This is a genomic window from Sphingomonas sp. EC-HK361, assembly GCF_902498785.1.
Taxonomy (GTDB): Bacteria; Pseudomonadota; Alphaproteobacteria; order Sphingomonadales; family Sphingomonadaceae; genus Sphingomonas.
Genome location: NZ_LR701494.1, coordinates 212,025 through 225,677 on the forward strand (window position 1 = coordinate 212,025; position 13,653 = coordinate 225,677).

Genomic DNA, 13,653 nt, shown 5'->3' on the forward strand with positions numbered 1-13,653 from the left:
TCAAAACGGATTATCTGTTCAAATCTGAAGAGCATATCTGCGCAGTCCGCTGGCGCGATAAACACTATCCGGGGGCCTTTTTGGGAGGTTCCGTCGAGGTGATAACTTACTAATGCCCAAACGCACCGACATCTCCTCCATCCTCGTCATCGGCGCCGGCCCCATCGTCATCGGGCAGGCGTGCGAGTTCGACTATTCCGGCACCCAGGCGATCAAGGCGCTGAAGGAAGAGGGCTACCGGATCGTCCTGGTCAATTCGAACCCGGCGACGATCATGACCGATCCGGAATTGGCCGACGCGACCTATGTCGAGCCGATCACGCCCGCAGTCGTCGCGCGGATCATCGAGGCGGAGCGGCCGGATGCGGTGTTGCCGACGATGGGCGGGCAGACCGCGCTCAACACCGCGCTCGCGCTGTTCCGCGACGGCACGCTGGAGAAGTTCGGCGTCACGATGATCGGCGCCGATGCCGAGGCGATCGACAAGGCCGAGGATCGGCTGAAATTCCGCAATGCGATGGACCGGATCGGGCTGGAAAGCGCGCGCTCGGCGATCGCGCATACCGAGGCCGAGGCGCTGGAAGGGCTCGACAAGGTCGGGCTGCCGGCGATCATCCGGCCCAGCTTCACGATGGGCGGGTCGGGCGGCGGGATCGCGTATAATCGCGAGGAATTCCTGACCATCGTCCGCTCCGGGCTGGACCTGTCACCTACCACCGAGGTGCTGATCGAGGAGTCGCTGCTCGGCTGGAAGGAATATGAGATGGAGGTGGTCCGCGACCGCGCGGACAACGCCATCATCATCTGTTCCATCGAGAATGTCGATCCGATGGGGGTTCACACCGGCGATTCGATCACCGTCGCGCCGGCGCTGACGCTGACCGACAAGGAATACCAGATCATGCGCAACGCATCGATCGCGGTGTTGCGGGAAATCGGTGTCGAAACAGGCGGTTCGAACGTCCAGTTCGCAGTCAACCCCAAGGACGGGCGGCTCATCGTCATCGAGATGAACCCTCGCGTCTCTCGGTCGTCGGCGCTCGCATCCAAGGCGACCGGCTTCCCGATCGCCAAGGTCGCGGCGAAGCTCGCGGTGGGCTATACGCTCGACGAAATCGAAAACGACATCACCGGCGCCACACCCGCGTCATTCGAACCGACGATCGATTACGTGGTCACCAAGATCCCGCGTTTCGCCTTCGAAAAGTTCAAGGGCGCGGAGCCGGTGCTCGGCACGGCGATGAAGTCGGTCGGCGAAGTCATGGCGATCGGGCGCAACATCCACGAATCGCTGCAAAAGGCGCTCCGCGGGCTTGAGACGGGGCTGTCGGGTTTCAATCAGGTCGACCGGCTCGTCGGCGCGCCGCGCGCCGAGATCGAGGCGGCGCTCGCACTAGCCACGCCCGATCGGCTGCTCGTGGCGGCACAGGCGCTGCGTGAGGGGTTCACCGTGTCCGAGGTCCACGCGATCGCGAAATACGACCCCTGGTTTCTTGAGCGGATCGCCGAGATCGTTGCGGCGGAAGCCGAGGTGATGGCGCACGGCCTTCCGATCGACGAACCGGGCATGCGGCGGCTGAAAGCCATGGGGTTCAGCGACAAGCGGCTCGCCTGGCTTGCGCTCCAGTCGGCGCATCTGGCGGGGATGCAGCGCGGCATCGCGCGGGGATCGGGGCTGATCCACGAGGCGGTAAAGGCGATGACCGGCGGGGTGACCGAGGACGAGGTGCGCGAGCACCGGTTGAAGCTCGGCGTCCGCCCTGTCTTCAAGCGGATCGACACCTGCGCGGCGGAGTTCGACGCCAAGACCCCCTATATGTATTCGACCTACGAAGCGCCCAGCTTCTCGACTTCGCTCGAAACAGGCTTCGGCCAGCCGGAGAACGAGGCGCAGCCGTCCGACCGGCGCAAGATCGTGATCCTGGGCGGTGGGCCGAACCGGATCGGGCAGGGGATCGAGTTCGACTATTGCTGCTGCCACGCCTGCTTCGCGCTGGCGGATGCCGGGTTCGAGACGATCATGGTCAACTGTAATCCGGAGACGGTCTCGACCGACTACGACACCTCGGACCGCCTCTATTTCGAGCCATTGACGGCAGAAGACGTACTGGAAATCCTGCATGTCGAGCAGTCGAAGGGCGAGCTCGTCGGGGTTATCGTTCAGTTCGGCGGGCAGACACCGCTCAACCTCGCGCGCGCGTTGGAGGCGGCGGGGATTCCGATCCTGGGAACATCACCCGATGCGATCGATCTGGCCGAGGACCGTGAGCGTTTCGCGGCGCTCGTCAACAAGCTGAAGCTCAAGCAGCCAGCGAACGGCATCGCGCGCAGTCGGGAAGAGGCGCTCGCGGTCGCTAATCGCATCGGCTACCCGGTCCTCATGCGGCCGAGCTACGTGCTTGGCGGGCGCGCGATGGAGATCGTCGATAGCGACCAGCAGCTCGAAGACTATATCCAGACCGCGGTGCAATTGTCTGGCGATTCACCGGTTCTCATCGATCAATATCTACGCGACGCGATCGAGGTGGATGTCGATGCGATCGCCGACGGCACCGATGTCGTGGTGTCCGGGCTGCTCCAGCACATTGAGGAAGCCGGCGTCCATTCCGGCGACAGCGCCTGCTCGATCCCGCCCTACAGCCTCTCGGCCGACGTCATCGCCGAGATCGAGCGCCAAACTGTTGCACTCGCGCAGGCGCTATCGGTCGTCGGGCTGATGAACATCCAGTTCGCGGTGAAAAGCGGCAAGGTCTACCTCATCGAGGTCAACCCGCGCGCCAGCCGCACCGTGCCCTTCGTCGCCAAGGCGATCGGCACGCCCATCGCCAAGATCGCCGCGCGAGTCATGGCCGGGGAGAAGCTTGCCGACCTGCCGCCGATCGACCGTCACATCGATTATTATGCGGTGAAGGAAGCGGTGTTCCCCTTCAATCGCTTCCCCGGGATTGATCCGGTGTTGTCACCGGAAATGAAATCCACTGGCGAAGTCATGGGAATCCATAAGGACTTCACCACTGCGTTTGCGAAGTCTCAGCTTGGCGCAGGCACGATCCTGCCGCGCACGGGCACCGCGTTCGTCAGCGTGAAGGACGGCGACAAGGCGCAGATCGCAGGCGCGGCGCGGACGCTGGTCGATGCCGGCTGGTCGATCGTCGCGACCGGCGGCACGGCGGATCATCTCCAAGCAGCGGGCATCCCGGTCGAGCGGGTGAACAAGGTGGCGCAAGGCCGCCCGCATATCGTCGATCGGATCAAGGACGGCGGGATCGACCTGATCTTCAACACGACCGAAGGGTGGCAGAGCCTGAAGGATTCACAGCCGATCCGCGCATCGGCATTGGGGCAGAAGATTCCGTATTTCACGACGGCCCCGGCCAGCGTGGAGGCAGCCAAGGCAATCGCGGCGGGGGGCGACGCGCACCTTGAAGTCAAGCCGCTGCAATCCTATTATTCGCAATCGCACAATTGATCCCCGACAATTGAAGAGGATGTGCGGGCGGTCCTGACCGGGCTGCTTGGGGCGAAGAGGAATTGGGGAACGCGATGGCGACCGTCGAAAAGATGCCGATGCTCCAGGAGGGGTATGAGAAACTGAATGCCGACCTCAAACGGCTGAAGGTGGAACGCCCTGAGATCGTGGATGCGATCGAGGAGGCGCGCGCGCACGGCGATCTGTCGGAAAATGCCGAATATCACGCCGCAAAGGAACGTCAGGGCCAGATCGAGGCGTCGATCGCCGATATCGAGGACAAGCTGGCGCGCGCCCAGATCATCGATCCGCGCGATCTTTCCGGCGACAAGGTCGTGTTCGGTGCCACCGTCACGCTGCTCGACGAGAATGACAAGCCGGTGAAATATCAGATCGTCGGCCAGACCGAGGCGGATGCGAAGACGGGCCGGATCAGCTACAACTCACCGCTCGGCCGCGCGCTGATCGGGCGCAGTATCGACGATGAGGTCGAAGTGACGGTGCCCTCGGGTGACCGCTATTACGTCGTGTCGAAGATCGAGTTCATCTGACCGGCATGGCGGCGCGCGGCGGCTTGGCGACGATCGTCATCGCGGTCGTCACCGCTGCCGTGTCCCTTGCGATCCTTGCGACAGACAATCTCTCCGGCATGGCGATTGCGGGCGGGTTCATTCCGCTGCGCTTCGATGGCGGGGTTGCGCCGGCCGATCATTATTTCGCCGTTCCCGCCTGGCTCACGCCGCTTACAGCGACGCTGATCCATGGCGGCATAGCGCATCTTGCGCTCAACCTCGTCATTTTCGTATATTGCGGGCTGATCGCAGAGCGCGCGATCGGGGCGGGCGGCATACTCGTGCTTTATCTGGTCGGCGCCTATGCGGCTGGGCTCGGCCACTGGGCGTTCGAGCCCGCTTCGCCGATGCCGATGATCGGCGCGTCGGGTGCGATTTCCGCAGTCGTGGGGGCGTATGCACTGCTCTTCGGACGCCAGCGTACCCGGGCGATCGGGCCGCTCTCCGCCGGGTTCGTCCACGTCGCGTGGCTCGCCATCGCCTGGATCGGCATCCAACTGCTGATCGGGGTCGCCGGCATAGCGGGTGGCGCCATCGCGATCGGCGCGCATATCGGTGGCTTTCTCGCGGGGCTGGCGCTGGCCCGGCCGCTGCTTCTTTGGCGCTACCGCAGCGCCTGATATGGCCGTGACGCTACCGCCGTCGCTAGCCGATACGATCGATGGCTATCGCTGGGCGCGTGAACGCTCGGGTGAATCCGGCGGTACGGTTTTCCGGCTGGATGCCGAAGCCTTGCCATCCCTTTATTTGAAGCACGGCAAAGGCCGCGTCGCCGCCGACATTTTTGATGAAGCGACCCGCCTGACTTGGCTTGCGGACGTGCTGCCGGTGCCGGAAGTGCGGCATTTCGTGGCGACGCCGGATGCAGCTTGGCTGCTGACCACCGCGATTCCGGGGCAGACGGCGGATGCGCTGCTGGCGGACGACGCGGCCAACCTTCCCACCATCATCGACGGTGCAGCCGCTTTTCTGCGACGCCTTCACGCGATTCCTGCCGCGAACTGCCCGTTCGAGGCCGGCCATGCTCACCGCCTCGCAGCCGCGCGCCGCAACATCGATGCGGGGCTGGTGGACGAGGAGGACTTCGACAGCGATCATGACGGCTGGTCGGCGGAGGATGTGTGGGACGAACTCGTCGCGCTCCAGCCCTTCGCGGCCGAGCGGTCGGTCACCCATGGCGATTATTCGCTGGGCAACCTGCTGTTCGCAGACGGCGCGGTCGTCGGTTGCATAGATGTCGGGCGCGCGGGGCTCGCCGATCCATATCAGGACATCGCGATATTCTGGCAGAACCTCGCTGAATTCGGAGAAGGGGCGCAAAACGCATTCGTCGCCGCGCTCGGCATCGAGCTCGACGAACGTCGCTTGCGTTTTCACCGCTGCCTCGACGAGCTGTTCTGACGGGTCAGGCGGCGGGCGGGCTCAGCAGGTCGGGTTCGAGCAGGCGGTGCAAATGCACCACGACATATTTCATCTCGGCATCGTCGACGGTCCGCTGGGCGGCCGCACGCCAAGCCTTTTCCGCGCTGGCATAATCAGGGAAGACCCCGACGACGTCGATGCTAGCGAGATCGCTGAAGTCGAGGGTGCGCGGGTCGCTGACGCGGCCGCCGAAGACAAGGTGGAGCTTGCTCATGAAAAGGGTCCCGAAATGGATTTCGGGACCCTCTAGCGCTGTGCGCTGCAACATTGAACCCGCTGCGTGTGGGAAATCAGCGCTTGCGGACCTGCTCCGACCCGGCTTTGACCGCAGCATTTCCCGCGCTGGTTGCGGCCTTGACCATATCGCCGAGCAGCCCGCGGACCTGCGACTTGGCAGCGGAAGCAGTCAGCCCGCGCGCCTCCAGTTCACCCTTGCCTGCTTCCTTTGCAGCCGCGATCGCGGCGGTTGCGGCAAGGCCGACGCCCTTGCCGATCGGCGCCAGCAGCTTCTTCTCGCGCTCGCCACGCGGGATCACTGCCGCGACAAGCGCACCGAGCGCAAGGCCGCCGACGAGGACGCCGACCGGATTGCTCTCCATTGTTTCCGCCGCCTGACGAGCAGCCTGCTGCGCCTTTTCGCGCGAGGCTTCGACGGCGTCGGTCGCCCGTTCGCGTGCGGCTTCGTAGGCGTGGGCGGCCTTTTCGCGGGCGGTATCGATACCGTCTTTCACGCGGTCGGTCGCCTTGGGGTCGGAGATCGTATCGCTCATCGTAACTTCCTTCCTTGTCGGCCCCATGGGGCCGCTTGTCGGTTCGAACGCCCGTCAATCGGTGAGGTTGCGTTTTCCTTTGCGCAGCAGCCGCGCGATCTGGTGCCGTGCGAGAAATGCGACGGCAACGGCAACCGCACCTGCGGCCTTACCTGGATTGTCGCGCACGGTATCGACCCCCGCGCGTGCAGCGCGGTCTGCGGTATCGGCAAGGCCCTGCGTCGCTTCACGCGCTAGTGACCGCGGGCTGAGACGTTCCTGCAATTCGCCGACCGTTCCCGACAGTCGTGCTCTCGCCGCCTGCGCGCGCAATTCCGCCGCTGTCACGCTCGTCGTCATCAAACTTCCCTCGGCTCCAGCCGGCCACGGCCAATGAGGGCGAAGAGCCCTGCGACCAAAATCGCCCCGCCAACCGTGACCGTCGTTGCCCATCCCGGCCCGATCCGCGGTGCCATCGTCATGATGAGGCCGACGAGCAGCGCGACGAGGGCAGCAAGCGCCAAAGCGCCAGCGACCGCGAAGAAGATCGCCGCCGCCCGGTAGCGATCGACTCGCGCCAACACCCTGGCGCGTTGCAACGCGATCTCGGACCGGGCGACTTCGCGCCCGTCCTCGATCAGGCGTTGGAACAGCTCCCCGACGCCACCCTCCGGATCGGCCCCCGTCATTGGTCAGTCCTTGTCGCGCTGATCGAAACCCGCGCCGATGACACGCGCGAGGACGAACCCGAGCGCCGCCGCGGTGCCAATCGCAACCGCCGGGCTCTTGCGCACCATTTCGCGCATGTCCCCGATCAGGTCATCGACCGACTTCGCCTTCAGATTGTCGGAAAAACCGGCCACGCCTTGCGCGGCGCTGCGGGCATACCCGCCATATTGCTCGCCGAGCTTGTCATCGACCTTGCCGGCCGCTTCGGTCAGCATCTCGGCGAGCTGGTCGAGCGCGCCGCCAGCCCGCGTCTTGCCGTCCTCGGCGAACAGGCGCGCCTTGTCGCCGGCCTGGGCGGTGAATTTCTGCGTGTTGTCCTTGAGCGCCTGCCGGGCGTTGTCGAACTTGCCGGCGGCGTCTTCGGCGGTCGCATCGATATCGGTCGCGATATCGGCGGGTTTCAGCGTGTCAGCCATGATCCAAGCCTTTCCATTATCGATCGCTAGAACCACGCGAAGCCGAGCCCGGTTCCGTCGCCTTCCCCGCGATCGGGTTTACGGCGGGGGGCACGGGCATGTAGAGGCGCGCGCATCCATCGTCCGCAATCGTAGAAGGATCATTTCGTGACCGCAATCATCGACATTCATGGCCGCATGATCCTGGACAGCCGCGGCAACCCGACCGTCGAGGTCGAGGTGATGCTGGAGGACGGCGCGTTCGGCCGCGCGGCGGTGCCGTCGGGCGCATCCACCGGCGCGCACGAGGCCGTGGAGAAGCGCGACGGCGACAAGACGCGCTGGGGCGGGAAGGGCGTCGATCAGGCTGTTGCGGCGGTGAACGACGAGATCGCCGACGCGGTGCTCGGCCTCGAAGCCGAAGACCAGGTCGAGCTGGACCAGGCGCTCATCGCGCTCGACGGCACCGACAACAAGGGGCGGCTGGGCGCCAACGCGATCCTTGGCGTCAGTCTCGCAGCGGCGAAGGCGGCGGCGGATTCGCGCGGGCTCCCGCTCTACCGCTATGTCGGCGGGGTCGCGGCGCACGTCCTGCCGGTCCCGATGATGAACATCATCAATGGCGGCGAGCATGCCGACAACCCGATCGACTTCCAGGAATTCATGGTGATGCCGGTCGGCGCGCCGACCCTGGTCGAGGCAGTGCGCTGCGGGGCGGAGATCTTCCACACGCTGAAAAAGGGGCTGAGCGAGAAGGGTCTGAACACCGCGGTCGGCGACGAGGGTGGCTTTGCGCCAAATCTGGCGAGCACGACCGACGCACTCGACTTCATCATGACCTCGATCGAGCGCGCGGGCTACACACCGGGCGATGACGTCATGCTCGCGCTCGACTGCGCCGCGACCGAATTTTTCAAGGACGGCAAATACGACATTTCGGGCGAGGGCAAGGTGCTGGAGCCGGGCGCGATGGCGGACTACCTCGCCGATCTCGTCGCGCGTTATCCCATCCTTTCGATCGAGGACGGCATGGCGGAGGACGATATCGAGGGGTGGAAGGCGCTGACGTCACTCCTCGGCCACAAGGTGCAGCTTGTCGGCGACGACAATTTCGTGACCAACCCGAAGCGACTGAAGGCCGGCATCGAGGGCGGGATTGCCAACTCGCTGCTGGTAAAGGTCAACCAGATCGGCACGCTGACCGAAACGCTGGAGGCGGTGTCGATGGCGCAGCGCGCGGGCTACACCGCGGTGATGTCGCATCGGTCGGGTGAAACCGAGGACGCGACCATTGCCGACCTCGCGGTCGCTACCAATTGCGGGCAGATCAAGACCGGCAGCCTCGCGCGTTCGGACCGGCTCGCGAAGTATAACCAGCTCATCCGGATCGAGGAGGAACTGGGCGATGCGGCGGTTTATGCGGGACGTTCGATCATCCGGCGCTGAAACCGCTTGATCCCGGGATTCGCCGGTGCGAAGACGGTAGCTAATGAGCAGGAAACCATCACGATTCAACGCCGTCTTCCGGCGTGCAGCGCTGCCCGCGGCGGCGCTGGTCGTGATGGCGTTCTTCGGCGCCTATGCCGTCCTCGGCCCCAACGGCCTGCTCGCCTATGGCGATTACAAGCGTCAGCTTGCGAAGCGCGAGCATGATTATGCCGCGCTCGACGCGCGGCGTGCGACGTTGAAGAACCGGGTAGCCCTGCTTGACCCGCGCCACGCCAATCCGGACATGGTCGACGAACTCGTCCGGAAGGAGCTGAATGTCGCTCATCCGGACGAGGTCATCGTTCCGCTGAACTAGCGCCCCAGGAACGTCAGGAGATCGCCCGTGAAGCGGTCGCTTTCCGTGACCGTCAGCCCGTGCGGTGCGCCGTCATATTCGACCAGCTGGCTCTGGCTGATGCCCTTCGCCGCCGCGCGGCCCGACGCGTCGATGGGCACTGTCTTGTCGCTGGTGCCGTGGACGATCAGCGTCGGGACGCGGAACGCCGGAAGGTCCCCCCGGAAATCGGTATGCCCGAAACTCTCCGCGCACTTCAGGATACCGCGCAGTCCCGCCTGATTGGTGACCTGGCAGGCCCAGTCGACCGTCTCGCTGCTGACCGGGCTTGAAATAAAGCCGACCCCGAAGAAATCCTGGAAAAAGCCGGGGAAGAAACCGTAGCGATCCTTCTTGATGCCGTCGGCGATCGATTGCAGCGTCTCTTCGGGCACGCCGTCAGGATTGTCTTCGGTCTTCAGCATATAGGGGACGACCGAGCTGATGAGCCCTGCGCCGATCACGCCCTTGCCGTCATGGCGGCTCATATAGCGCGCGACCTCGCCGCCGCCCATCGAGAAGCCGATAAGCGTCGCGTCCTGGCCGGCGCCGGTCTGGTCGAGCACGTCGGCAAGATCGTCCGACAGCGTGTCGTAATCATAGCCGTTCCACGGCTGGCCCGAGCGACCGAACCCGCGACGATCATAGGCGATGGCCCGGAAGCCCGCATCAGCCAGCGCCATGGCCTGCGCATCCCAGCTGTCAGCGGAGAGTGGCCAGCCGTGGACGAGGACGACCGGGCGGCCGCTGCCCCAATCCTTGACGTAGAGATCGGTGCCGTCGCGCGTCTTGATATAGGGCATTGAAGAACGTCCTTTTGGTCGGAGGAACGTTTTCGTTAACGATGCGGCTTGGCAGGCGTTCCGCGCATGTGTGGATCAGCGCGCCTGACGCAGCACCGGCACTTCGTCGCGCGTTTCCGTCATCGTCGGGTTGCGGATGGACGGGCGAAGCCGCGCGACGCTGCACAGCCCTGCAACGAGCGCCAGCCCGGCCGCGACGAGTGGCGGCGCCATACCCGTGCCGATCCCGACCGCGAGCAGGGCGGCAACCAGAGTCGCGCCGGTCGTCTGCCCCGCAAGCCGCACGGTCGAGACGAGGCCCCCGGCTGCCGCTGCGCGCTCGCGCGGGGCGGAGCCGACGATCAGGCGGGCGTTGGGCGGCAGGAAGGTGCCGAACCCCGATCCGCACAGCGCCATCCGCCAAGCCACGTCGAAATAGCCGGGATGCGCCGGCATGAAGGCGATCAGGAGCAGCGCGGTGATTGATACGGTCATGCCGATGCCACCGAGAAGCCCTGCCGGGATGCGATCCGAGAGAAAGCCGGACAGCGGGGCGACGATCATGTTGGTCATCGGCCACGGCGCGATGGCGGCGCCGATCGCGGCGGCACCGAAGCCCATCGTCGCAAGGCGAAACGGCGTGGAGATCAGCAGCGTCATAGACGCGGTAAAGGCGACGAAGCCGCCGAACGCGGAAAGCGCGAGGACCGGCCGCGCGAGGAGATCGATCGGCAGGATCGGGTTGGCCTCGCCGCGCTCCCGCCGGACAAAATAGACGCCGACGAGAATGCCGACGATGACGATGGCGGCGGAGATGACCGGGCTGTCGCCGTGCACGGCGCTTTCCAGCCCGCCGATCACCAGCCCGAACATCGATGCACACAGCACCGCGCCTGGAACATCGAAGGTCGCGAGCCGCGGTTTCGGGTCGGGGATCGCGCGACCGAGCGCGAGGCTCATCAACGCAAAGGGGATCGCGCTGGCAAAAACCCAGGGCCACGGCGCGACCGCGAGGACAAGCCCGCCGATCGTCGGCGCGATCGCGGCCGAACTCGTCACCACGACCGAATTGATACCCAGTCCGCGACCGAGCTGGTTGGCCGGGTAGATCTGGCGGATGAGCGCGGACGCGACGCTCAGCACCCCCGCCGCGCCGAGCGCCTGAACCGCCCGCACGATCAGCAGGAACGGCAGGCTTTTGGCGAAGAAGCACAGCAGCGTCGCGATCGTGAAGATCGCCTGACCCGCCTGGTAGGTGCGCTTCAGCCCGATCCGTTCGCCGAGACCCGCGAAAGGCAGGAGCAGCATGACGAGCATCACCTGATAGACGGTGACGATCGAGACGACCGCGCTCTGATCGACATGGAGATCGCGCGCGATCGTCGGCAGCGCGACGTTCGCAACGCCGCCATCGATGATGACGAGCGCCGATCCGAAAGACATCGCCGCGATCGCGACGTAGCGGCGGGGTTTGGGAAGGCCGTCCTGCATGGATGCCGCGCTTAACACCGAAATCGCCCAAGCGATGCATTGCGCGGCACTTTTTTGGCCGGCATGATCGCGCGAAAGTTCGAAAGGGGATAATGATGCGAAGCGGTGTGCGGGCGATTGTGGCTGCGATGATGATGGGTGGCACGCTTGCCGGCGGCGCGATCCATGCGCAGAGCACCGCGATGACCAAAAATGCTGAAGACCCCTATCTGTGGCTCGAGGACAAGGACGGCGCCAAGGCGCTTGCCTGGGTGGAGGCGGAGAACGCGAAGACGCTGCCGCGGCTGCAGAACGATCCACGCTACAAGACCTTCTACGACGAGGCGCTGACGATCGCGGCCGCCAAGGACCGGATTCCGATGCCGGGGCTGGTGGGTGGCAAGGTCGTCAATCTCTGGCGCGATGCGGATCATCCGCACGGGCTGTGGCGTTGGACGACCGAGGCGGATTACGCGTCGGCGTCGCCCAGATGGACGACGCTGATCGACCTCGACGCGCTCGGCAAGGCCGAGGGCAAGCAGTGGGTCTGGAAAGGCGCGACCTGCCTCCAGCCCGAAGAGCGGCTCTGCCTCGTCGCGCTGTCGGAGGGCGGCGAGGATGCGGTGACGTGGCGCGAGTTCGATCTCGCGGCGGGCAAGTTCGTCGATGGCGGCTTCGCGCTGCCCAAATCGAAGCAGAGTGCCGCCTGGATCGACAAGGACACGCTGCTCGTTTCGCGCGATTGGGGCAAGGATACGCTGACCGCGTCGGGCTATCCGTTCGTCATCAAGATGGTGAAGCGCGGCCAACCCCTGGAGGCCGCAACCGAGGTGTGGAAGGGCGCGCCGACCGATCAGCTGCGCACTGCGGCCGGAGTCGTGACCGACGGGCAGGGCAATCGTTTCGTCGCGCTATACCGCGGCGTGACCTTTTTCGGCGGCGAAACCGCGATCTGGACGCCGAAGGGGATCACGAAGCTCGACATTCCACCGCGCACCACGATCTCGGGGATGGTCGATGGTCAGGTGATCTTCCAGACGAGCGAGCAATGGGGAGCGGTGCCGGCAGGCGCCATAGCGTCCGCACCGCTCGCCAGCGTTTTGACCGGCAAATTCACCCCGACCGTGATCTTCGCCCCCGGGCCGCGCCAGACGGTCGATGGCGTCATGACGACCAAGTCCACGCTGGTCGCCGCCGTCTATGACAACGTCCGTGGCCGCGCGATGGTCTTCACGCCGGGCAAGTCGGGATGGACGAGCCGGACGCTCGACCTTCCCGACAACCTGTCGGTCGATATGGCGGCAAGCGACGATCGCAGCGACCGTGCCTATCTGACGGTCGCCGGCTTCACGACGCCGACGACGCTCCAGGGGTTCGATGCCAGCGCTGACGCCAGACCGCGCACCGTCAAGACGCTGCCCGCGAAATTCGACGCCACCGGTCTTACCGTCGATCAGTTCGAGGCGACCTCGACCGACGGAACGAAGGTGCCCTATTTCGTCGTCCACAAGGCTGGGGCAAAACTCGACGGCACGACGCCGACGATCATGACCGCCTATGGCGGCTTCGAGCTGCCGATGACGCCAAGCTATGCGGCCACGACGGGCAAGCTCTGGCTGGAGCGGGGCGGGGCCTATGTCCTCGCCAACATCCGCGGCGGCGGCGAGTTCGGACCGAAGTGGCATGATGCGGGCCGCAAGACCAAACGGCAGGTGATCTATGACGATTTCGCCAGCGTCGCGAAGGACCTGTTTGCCCGCAAGATCACGTCGCCGGCGAAGCTGGGCATCTATGGCGGCTCCAATGGCGGGCTGCTGATGGGGGTCGAGTTCAACCAGCATTCCGATTTGTGGAAGGCAGTGACGATCCAGGTGCCGCTGCTCGACATGATGCGGTATGAAAAGATCGCGGCGGGCGCGTCCTGGGTCGATGAATACGGGTCGGTCGATGTGCCCGAGGAGCGCGCATTCCTGGCGAAGATCTCGCCCTACCAGAATCTGAAGAAGGGCGTGGCTTATCCCGAGCCCTATATCTGGACCACGACGAAGGACGACCGGGTGGGACCGCAGCATGCGCGCAAGTTCGCGGCGCGGATGAAGGAATACGGCCTGCCCTATCTGTTCTACGAGGATACCGCGGGAGGCCACTCCGGCGACGCCGATATCAAGCAGGGCGCGCGGCTGCAGGCGCTGCAGATGACCTATTTCGCGCAGAAACTGATGGGAGCGGCAAAGCCGTAACGG

At 65.1% G+C, this 13,653-nt stretch carries 14 protein-coding genes; 7 read left to right on the forward strand and 7 right to left on the reverse strand.

Translation table 11 applies throughout. From position 1 onward, the window contains the following. Nucleotides 1-112: 112 nt before the first annotated feature. From carB to BOS5A_RS08195, 4 genes are all read left to right on the forward strand, one after another. The gene (gene carB, locus BOS5A_RS08180) at nt 113-3,469 is read left to right on the forward strand and encodes a carbamoyl-phosphate synthase large subunit (RefSeq protein WP_151954736.1); all 3,357 of its coding nucleotides are present in this window, start codon (nt 113-115) and stop codon (nt 3,467-3,469) included. A 74-nt stretch (nt 3,470-3,543) separates the two neighbouring features. Then, nucleotides 3,544-4,020: a transcription elongation factor GreA gene (greA, locus tag BOS5A_RS08185; RefSeq protein WP_151954737.1), complete on the forward strand. Its 477-nt coding sequence runs from the start codon at nt 3,544-3,546 to the stop codon at nt 4,018-4,020. Between the two features lie 5 nt (nt 4,021-4,025). Further along, the gene (locus BOS5A_RS08190) at nt 4,026-4,661 is read left to right on the forward strand and encodes a rhomboid family intramembrane serine protease (protein WP_151954738.1); all 636 of its coding nucleotides are present in this window, start codon (nt 4,026-4,028) and stop codon (nt 4,659-4,661) included. A gap of 1 nt (nt 4,662) precedes the next feature. Next, complete coding sequence (locus BOS5A_RS08195) at nt 4,663-5,442, forward strand: APH(3') family aminoglycoside O-phosphotransferase (RefSeq protein WP_151954739.1); 780 nt, start codon at nt 4,663-4,665, stop codon at nt 5,440-5,442. Between the two features lie 4 nt (nt 5,443-5,446). Here the strand turns inward: BOS5A_RS08195 and BOS5A_RS08200 are convergent, their stop codons facing one another. The 5 genes from BOS5A_RS08200 to BOS5A_RS08220 all read right to left on the reverse strand — a co-directional run bounded on the left by BOS5A_RS08200 (nt 5,447) and on the right by BOS5A_RS08220 (nt 7,357). Next, nucleotides 5,447-5,677 (reverse strand): DUF4170 domain-containing protein, encoded by a 231-nt coding sequence (locus BOS5A_RS08200; protein WP_151954740.1) that lies wholly within the window; start codon nt 5,675-5,677, stop codon nt 5,447-5,449. 76 nt (nt 5,678-5,753) lie between these two features. Next, a complete protein-coding gene (locus BOS5A_RS08205; protein WP_151954741.1) occupies nt 5,754-6,233 on the reverse strand; it encodes a hypothetical protein in 480 nt (159 codons plus the stop codon). A 54-nt stretch (nt 6,234-6,287) separates the two neighbouring features. Further along, nucleotides 6,288-6,572 carry a DUF3618 domain-containing protein gene (locus BOS5A_RS08210; RefSeq protein WP_151954742.1) on the reverse strand — a complete coding sequence of 95 codons (285 nt, stop codon included), beginning with the start codon at nt 6,570-6,572 and terminating at the stop codon, nt 6,288-6,290. Further along, complete coding sequence (locus tag BOS5A_RS08215; RefSeq protein ID WP_151954743.1) at nt 6,572-6,901, reverse strand: phage holin family protein; 330 nt, start codon at nt 6,899-6,901, stop codon at nt 6,572-6,574. The genes BOS5A_RS08210 and BOS5A_RS08215 overlap by 1 nt, the downstream gene beginning before the upstream one ends. Nucleotides 6,902-6,904: 3 nt before the next feature. Then, nucleotides 6,905-7,357: a hypothetical protein gene (locus BOS5A_RS08220; protein ID WP_151954744.1), complete on the reverse strand. Its 453-nt coding sequence runs from the start codon at nt 7,355-7,357 to the stop codon at nt 6,905-6,907. 147 nt (nt 7,358-7,504) lie between these two features. Here BOS5A_RS08220 and eno point away from each other — a divergent pair, with 147 nt between their 5' ends. After that, nucleotides 7,505-8,782 (forward strand): phosphopyruvate hydratase, encoded by a 1,278-nt coding sequence (eno, locus tag BOS5A_RS08225; RefSeq protein WP_151954745.1) that lies wholly within the window; start codon nt 7,505-7,507, stop codon nt 8,780-8,782. A gap of 43 nt (nt 8,783-8,825) precedes the next feature. Continuing rightward, nucleotides 8,826-9,140 carry an FtsB family cell division protein gene (locus BOS5A_RS08230; protein WP_151954746.1) on the forward strand — a complete coding sequence of 105 codons (315 nt, stop codon included), beginning with the start codon at nt 8,826-8,828 and terminating at the stop codon, nt 9,138-9,140. Here the strand turns inward: BOS5A_RS08230 and BOS5A_RS08235 are convergent. Together BOS5A_RS08235 and BOS5A_RS08240 are read right to left on the reverse strand one after the other, a co-directional pair. Then, nucleotides 9,137-9,961: an alpha/beta fold hydrolase gene (locus BOS5A_RS08235; protein ID WP_151954747.1), complete on the reverse strand. Its 825-nt coding sequence runs from the start codon at nt 9,959-9,961 to the stop codon at nt 9,137-9,139. The genes BOS5A_RS08230 and BOS5A_RS08235 overlap by 4 nt on opposite strands. A 75-nt stretch (nt 9,962-10,036) precedes the next feature. After that, the gene (locus BOS5A_RS08240) at nt 10,037-11,431 is read right to left on the reverse strand and encodes an MFS transporter (protein ID WP_151954748.1); all 1,395 of its coding nucleotides are present in this window, start codon (nt 11,429-11,431) and stop codon (nt 10,037-10,039) included. Nucleotides 11,432-11,523: 92 nt separating this feature from the next. Here BOS5A_RS08240 and BOS5A_RS08245 point away from each other — a divergent pair, with 92 nt between their 5' ends. Next, a complete protein-coding gene (locus BOS5A_RS08245; protein ID WP_442800511.1) occupies nt 11,524-13,650 on the forward strand; it encodes a prolyl oligopeptidase family serine peptidase in 2,127 nt (708 codons plus the stop codon). Nucleotides 13,651-13,653 lie beyond the last annotated feature (3 nt).

Bases quoted from the DNA above. Each gene is read 5' to 3' on its own strand.
- BOS5A_RS08195 (WP_151954739.1), top strand. From the start codon at position 4,663: ATGGCCGTGACGCTACCGCCGTCGCTAGCCGATACGATCGATGGCTAT.
- BOS5A_RS08230 (WP_151954746.1), top strand. From the start codon at position 8,826: ATGAGCAGGAAACCATCACGATTCAACGCCGTCTTCCGGCGTGCAGCG.
- BOS5A_RS08200 (WP_151954740.1), bottom strand. From the start codon at position 5,677: ATGAGCAAGCTCCACCTTGTCTTCGGCGGCCGCGTCAGCGACCCGCGC.
- BOS5A_RS08205 (WP_151954741.1), bottom strand. From the start codon at position 6,233: ATGAGCGATACGATCTCCGACCCCAAGGCGACCGACCGCGTGAAAGAC.
- greA (WP_151954737.1), top strand. From the start codon at position 3,544: ATGGCGACCGTCGAAAAGATGCCGATGCTCCAGGAGGGGTATGAGAAA.
- BOS5A_RS08190 (WP_151954738.1), top strand. From the start codon at position 4,026: ATGGCGGCGCGCGGCGGCTTGGCGACGATCGTCATCGCGGTCGTCACC.
- BOS5A_RS08235 (WP_151954747.1), bottom strand. From the start codon at position 9,961: ATGCCCTATATCAAGACGCGCGACGGCACCGATCTCTACGTCAAGGAT.
- BOS5A_RS08210 (WP_151954742.1), bottom strand. From the start codon at position 6,572: ATGACGACGAGCGTGACAGCGGCGGAATTGCGCGCGCAGGCGGCGAGA.
- carB (WP_151954736.1), top strand. From the start codon at position 113: ATGCCCAAACGCACCGACATCTCCTCCATCCTCGTCATCGGCGCCGGC.
- BOS5A_RS08240 (WP_151954748.1), bottom strand. From the start codon at position 11,431: ATGCAGGACGGCCTTCCCAAACCCCGCCGCTACGTCGCGATCGCGGCG.
- BOS5A_RS08215 (WP_151954743.1), bottom strand. From the start codon at position 6,901: ATGACGGGGGCCGATCCGGAGGGTGGCGTCGGGGAGCTGTTCCAACGC.
- BOS5A_RS08245 (WP_442800511.1), top strand. From the start codon at position 11,524: ATGATGCGAAGCGGTGTGCGGGCGATTGTGGCTGCGATGATGATGGGT.
- BOS5A_RS08220 (WP_151954744.1), bottom strand. From the start codon at position 7,357: ATGGCTGACACGCTGAAACCCGCCGATATCGCGACCGATATCGATGCG.